Source organism: Mesorhizobium sp. M7A.F.Ca.CA.004.06.1.1 (genome assembly GCF_003999135.1).
Lineage (GTDB): Bacteria > Pseudomonadota > Alphaproteobacteria > Rhizobiales > Rhizobiaceae > Mesorhizobium.
On the sequence record NZ_RZPQ01000365.1, the window covers coordinates 1 to 5,789 of the forward strand.

The 5,789-nt window shown below is 62.6% G+C and carries 6 protein-coding genes and 1 pseudogene; 2 read left to right on the top strand and 5 right to left on the bottom strand.

The window, feature by feature from the left end:
* Both EN906_RS20550 and EN906_RS20555 read right to left on the bottom strand, forming a co-directional pair.
* Nucleotides 1–193 (bottom strand): annotated as a pseudogene (locus EN906_RS20550) (MFS transporter); the annotation flags it as partial.
* Nucleotides 194–253: 60 nt separating this feature from the next.
* Nucleotides 254–1,243 (bottom strand): AraC family transcriptional regulator, encoded by a 990-nt coding sequence (locus EN906_RS20555; RefSeq protein ID WP_023813030.1) that lies wholly within the window; start codon nucleotides 1,241–1,243, stop codon nucleotides 254–256.
* A gap of 161 nt (nucleotides 1,244–1,404) precedes the next feature.
* On the opposite strand from EN906_RS20555, the gene EN906_RS20560 reads away from it, so the two are divergent.
* Together EN906_RS20560 and EN906_RS20565 are read left to right on the top strand one after the other, a co-directional pair.
* On the top strand, nucleotides 1,405–3,240 hold the full coding sequence (locus EN906_RS20560; protein WP_127272683.1) for a monovalent cation:proton antiporter-2 (CPA2) family protein: 1,836 nt from the start codon (nucleotides 1,405–1,407) through the stop codon (nucleotides 3,238–3,240).
* A gap of 14 nt (nucleotides 3,241–3,254) precedes the next feature.
* Nucleotides 3,255–3,800 (top strand): DUF924 family protein, encoded by a 546-nt coding sequence (locus tag EN906_RS20565; protein WP_127272684.1) that lies wholly within the window; start codon nucleotides 3,255–3,257, stop codon nucleotides 3,798–3,800.
* Nucleotides 3,801–3,954: 154 nt separating this feature from the next.
* On the opposite strand, the gene folK is transcribed toward EN906_RS20565, so the two are convergent.
* From folK to folP, 3 genes are read right to left on the bottom strand one after another with little or no spacing between them, the layout of a single operon-like run.
* A complete protein-coding gene (folK, locus tag EN906_RS20570; protein ID WP_127272685.1) occupies nucleotides 3,955–4,467 on the bottom strand; it encodes a 2-amino-4-hydroxy-6-hydroxymethyldihydropteridine diphosphokinase in 513 nt (170 codons plus the stop codon).
* On the bottom strand, nucleotides 4,451–4,810 hold the full coding sequence (gene folB / locus EN906_RS20575; RefSeq protein WP_023813034.1) for a dihydroneopterin aldolase: 360 nt from the start codon (nucleotides 4,808–4,810) through the stop codon (nucleotides 4,451–4,453). Before folB ends, folK begins: the two co-directional genes overlap by 17 nt.
* A gap of 3 nt (nucleotides 4,811–4,813) precedes the next feature.
* On the bottom strand, nucleotides 4,814–5,665 hold the full coding sequence (gene folP / locus EN906_RS20580; protein WP_127271860.1) for a dihydropteroate synthase: 852 nt from the start codon (nucleotides 5,663–5,665) through the stop codon (nucleotides 4,814–4,816).
* Nucleotides 5,666–5,789 lie beyond the last annotated feature (124 nt).

The window sequence follows — 5,789 nt, forward strand, 5'->3', positions numbered from 1 at the left end:
TCCCCTCGCTGATGCCGAGATCGCGTGCCATTGGCGTCAGCAGACCTGCGGGCAGGAATTCGGCCGACACCAGGGCAAAGCTGGTGGCCGCCAATGAAATGACCGCGAACCAGGTGGCTGAACTCCACGCGGCTGGTGCATCGGCATCAAGGCCAATCGCGGCGTCTTCAATCTGTAATGTTGTGTCAGTCACGGAAAGATCTCCAAAGTTTGGAGGTCTTAAATAGGCGAGTCCGCTCGGATGATATGTATCTTAGAATCCGAAATTCATATCCATTCGTCCGGGAATTGTGCGGCGCACAACGCCCGGCGAGACATTGGTGATGCGCTTGAACGCGCGCGCGAAGGATGCCTCGGAATCATAGCCCAAACGGGTAGCGACTTCGGCAACCGACAAGCCGTTTTGGCCCAGCAATTCGCGGGCAAGCTGCATACGCAGGCGGGCGAGATAGTGTGCGGCACCCTCCCCCAATACCGCACTGAAACGCTCGGCGAAAATCGAACGCGATTGGCCTGCCACGCCGGCCAGGCTTCCCAGCGTCCAGTTGTGGCCGGGGTCGCGGTGCATGGCCGCCAAAGCGCGGCCTATATGGGGGTCGCGGATGGCTGCGAGCCAACCGGTGGTCGAGGCTCCGTTGCAATTGACCCAGCAGCGTATGAGCCGGGCCGTCAGCAAGTCGGCCATACGCGACAGAATCGTGGCGCTGCCCATCTGCGGTTGCGAGGCCTCCACCGTCATGGCCGCCAGCAAAGGACCGACGACCGGGTCATTGCCGGCCACGTCGCAACCCTTGATGACGGGCGGCATCAACGTTATCAATGGGTTGAGCGCATAGGAGTCCAAGGCCATGGAGCCGCAGAAAAGGGTGCTCGTGGCGCCCGTTCCTTGCCGTACCACTTCGCAGACGTTGCCCCCCAACTTGATCACCTGGCAACCTTCGAGCGAGTCCCCTGCAACGTCCGGCGCGCTCGCCAGCCGATGGGCGATGCCTTGCGGCAGCAGCACCAGATCGCCATCGCGCAACTCCTGCCAGCCTTGCGATTCAGTATGAATCCAGCACGGGCCCTGGCCGACAAAGTGAAACCGAAGCAGCTGTTGTTGCGGAAAGTCTATGCTCCATGGGTGCCGGAGCTCGCAGCGGCCATAGTTGACACCACTCAAGCGAAAGTCTTGCAGAACTTCGCTGAGCGCATCCATCGGGATATGTGGCGTCGAAGACGGACGGGACGAATAGTCAGGCATATACCTGATATAGATGCCGAACGTCCGGCAGGCAAGCGGGGACCGTTGTTCCACCAGGTGAATCGTTGCAGCGGCGCCCTACCCTTCCCGGCAGATTTCTCGCCTTGCCTCCCACTCCAACTGCATGCAAGGAGTTTCTGCTAGACACAGGGACAAGAGGCATGGCGGCGGAAGCATCGGGCAGTGATCTGGTTCAGGTGGTGGCACTGCTTGCTGCCGGCGTCGTTGCCGTTCCGATCTTCAAGCGCATGGGCCTTGGCTCGATCCTCGGCTATCTGGCCGCCGGCGTGGTGATCGGTCCGTTCGGCTTCGGCGTCTTTTCCGAATCGGAAGCCATTCTTCATGTCGCCGAGCTCGGTGTGGTGATGTTCCTGTTCATCATCGGGCTGGAAATGCAGCCGTCGCGGCTGTGGGGCCTGCGCCGTGAGATCTTCGGCCTCGGCGCGCTGCAGGTCGGCGTCTGCGCGCTTCTGCTGACCGGTGTCGGCATGGCTGGAGGGTTTCCGATCGCGCAATCCTTCGTCGCCGGCGCCGGCTTCGTGCTGACCTCGACGGCGATCGTCATGCAACTCCTGGAGGAACGCGGTGAAATCGCCGCACCGAAAGGCCAGCGCATCGTATCGGTCCTGCTGCTCGAGGATCTTGCCATCGTGCCGCTGCTGGCCCTGATCGCGTTCCTGGCGCCCGGCGGTACCGACACCAGCCTGATGGAGCGGCTGACCGAAATCGGCATCGGCCTTGCCGCGATCATCGGCCTGGTGGTGGCCGGCCGTTATCTGCTCAACCCGTTCTTCCGCATCCTGGCGGATGCCCGTGCCCGCGAGGTGATGACGGCGGCGGCACTTCTGGTCGTCCTTGGCTCCGCCCTCGCCATGCAGCTCAGCGGCCTGTCGATGGCGATGGGTGCCTTCCTGGCCGGCGTGCTTTTGTCTGAATCGACCTTCCGCCACCAACTCGAAGCCGACATCGAACCCTTCCGCGGCATCCTGCTTGGCCTGTTCTTTCTCGCGGTAGGCATGTCGCTCGACCTGCATGTGGTCGCGGCGAACTGGCGGCTGATCGCCATCTATGTCGTCGCCTACATGGTGATGAAGGCATTCGGTATCTACATCGTCGCCCGCATCCTGAAATCAGGTCACCGCGAAGCCCTGGAGCGCGCGGTCTTCATGGCACAAGGCGGCGAATTCGCCTTTGTCCTTTACTCGGCGGCCGCGGCGGTCGGCATCATCGATGGCCAGGCCAACGCGACGCTGACGGCGATCGTCATCATCTCCATGGTGCTGACGCCGCTGGCCATCATCGCCTTGCGCTATCTGACGCCGCGTGACGAGCAGTCGCTCGACGGGGTCGATGTCGCCGATGGCCTGACCGGCAGCGTGCTGGTCATTGGTTTCGGCCGCTTCGGCCAGATCGCGAGCCAGCCGCTGCTGCTGCGCGGCATCGACGTCTCGATCATCGACAATGACGTCGAGATGATCCAGGCGGCGGCCGATTTCGGCTTCAAGGTCTATTATGGCGACGGCACGCGACTGGACATCCTGCATGCCGCCGGCGCCGGCCGTGCGCGCGCCGTGCTGATCTGCGTCGACAAGGCCGATGTGGCTGTTCGCATCGCCCAGTTGATCAAGGCTGAGTTTCCTTTGCTCACCGTGCTGGCCCGCGCTTTCGATCGTGGTACCGCGCTGCAGCTCATTCGCGCCGGCGTCGACTACCAGCTGCGTGAAACCTTCGAATCCGCACTTGTTTTCGGCGGCTCGGCCCTGGAATCGCTGGGCGTCGATCCCGAAGACGTGGCTGAAACGATCGAAGACGTCAGGCGCCGCGACACCGACCGCTTCGAAACCCAGCTTGCCGAAGGCATTCGCGCCGGACAGCGCTTCCTGAGAGGCAATATCGGTACGCCGATTCCGACACCGCTCTCCACGCCGCGCCGGCCTGGTCAGGCACTCAATGAAGAAACCGCGGGTGTGCTGCACAAGTCCGAACCCGCCGATTGAGCAAGGAATTAGGCATGGAATTGGACAGCAGGGCCCTGTCGGTCACCAAATTCTGGCGCGATGCCGGCGAGGATGCCTGGTTCGAGAAGAACGAAGCATTCGATGCCGAGTTCCGCGACCGCTTTCTCGGCCTGCACTACGCCGCCGCGCGGCGTGAATGCGACGACTGGCTGGAACATGCCGAAGGCGCGCTGGCGCTGATGATCCTGCTCGACCAGTTTCCGCGGAACTGTTTTCGCGGCACCGGCCATATGTACGCGACCGATCCGCTCGCCAGATATTTCGCGGAGAGGGCGATCGCGGCTGGTCATGACCTGGCACTCGAGGAAGAACTCCGCGTTTTCCTCTACCTGCCTTACGAGCATTCGGAACTGCTGGCCGACCAGGACATTTCGGTCGAACTGACGCAGGCCTGGGCCGAGCCATACCTGAAGTACGCTGTCGAACACCGCGATATCATTCAGAATTTCGGCCGTTTTCCGCACCGAAACAAGATGCTTGGCCGCGAAACCACCCCGCAGGAGCAGACGTTCCTGGATGGCGGCGGCTTCTCCGGTTAAAGACCCCGCTCCAAGGTGTGTTGAGATTCAGGTCAGGCCGAGTCGAAAACGGTGGGTTCCGAGAACCGGAGCGGAGCGTACATTTGGGTACGTGAGCACCGGAAGCGCAGGAACTCGCCGTTTGCAGGCCGGCATCACCTGAATATCAACGCACCTAGGCCAACCACCAATCCCGGCCGGAGGACAATCGCTCGATGCCTGAAGTATCGACGGCGACCAGGCGGTCGGTGATGCTGCGACCGCTGACAACCAGGCCGGGCGCGATCTCGGCCAGCGGCGCCAGCACGAAGGCGCGCTCCAGCATGCGCGGATGCGGCACCTCCAGTCCGGTCTCGTGGATGACGCGGTCCCCGAACACCAGAATGTCGATATCGATCAGCCGCGGCCCCCAGCGCTCCTCCCGCACCCGCTTCAGCTTGCGCTCCGCATCGAGGCAGAGGTCGAGCAAGGCACGCGGTGCAAGCACGGTGGAAATCTCGGCGGCCGCATTGAGAAAATCGGGCTGATCGAGCTTGCCCCAGGGCGGCGTGCGATAAAGCGAGGAGACGCCGGTGACACGCGTATCCGCGTCGGCATCCAGCATGCGCAGCGCCGCGCCCATGGATTTCGCCGGATCGCCAAGATTGCCGCCAAGGCTGAGATAAACGGTACTATTCGGGCCAGACAACGGTCACCTCGACATAATCGAGCACGCCAGGCACCGGTGCGTTCGGCTTGCGCACCGTGATCTCGGCTTTCTTAATCTGCGGAAAACGCGCCGTCAGCGCACGGGCCACTTCGAGCGCCAGCGACTCGATGAGAAAACGGCGCTGCCCGGTGATGATCTTCTCAATGACGGTGAATGCAATGCCGTAGTGGACTGTATCCTCGATCGAATCCTCGGCAAGCGCGCGGCCTGGATCGACGGTGAGAACAGCATCGACATAGAAGCGCTGGCCGAGCCTTTCCTCCTCGTCCAGCACGCCGTGCCGGGCAAAGAAAGCGCAGTTCTTCATGCGGATGACATACATCGCTCAGTTTCTCGCCTGGTCCGTCCGACGCGCCAGCATAGCATCCGCGAGCGCCAAAGCGTCCACGTTGAATGCGACATCGTGGACGCGAAACAGATCGGCGCCCTGGAGCCTCAATATAACGCTGGTCGCCGCTGTTCCGACCCCTCTGTCGGCGGCATCACGGCCGGTGACCGTGCCGATGAAGCGTTTTCGCGACGTACCGGCCATCAGCGGCAGGCCGAGGGCATGCAATTCCGAAAAGCGTGCCATCAGGTCGAGATTTTCCTCCGCCGTCTCCTTGGCGAATCCGAAACCGGGATCGAGCACGATACGATCGTCGGCGATGCCGTTCTGGCGGGCGATTTCCAGCGACCTTCGCAGGAACGTCAGTTGATCGGCAATCGCATCCGGCAGCTTCTGGCGATCCCGCCCAGTATGCATGATGACAAGCCCCGCGCCGGTGTCGGCGGCGACACGCGCAATATCGGGCTCGCGCTGCAAACCCCAGACATCGTTGACGATATGCGCGCCGGCGGCGACCGCCAGCCGCGCCGTGTCGGCACGATAGGTGTCGACCGAAATCAGCACCTCGCTCACGCCCGCCAGCGCTTCGATCACCGGCAGGATGCGGTCCTGTTCCTGGCTGGCCGATACCGCGGCAGCACCTGGGCGCGTCGATTCTCCGCCGACATCGACAACCAGCGCCCCTTCCCCGATCATGCGGCGCGCCTGGGCCAGCGCCTTTTCAGGGGCGTCGAACTGGCCGCCGTCGGAAAAGCTATCGGGCGTGACATTGAGGATGCCGACGACCACGGCCTTGCCGCCAAGGTCGAGATGGCGTCCATGCGCCAACTGCCATCGCCGGGCCGTCATTGCTCATCGACCATGGAGTTCATCAATCATGTGTGATCCCTGGCGGATCAATTTCATTGCGCCGGCAACGGCCGTAAAGCAAGGTGATCGAAGAGGCAACATGATGAAGCGAGCCATGCTTGGC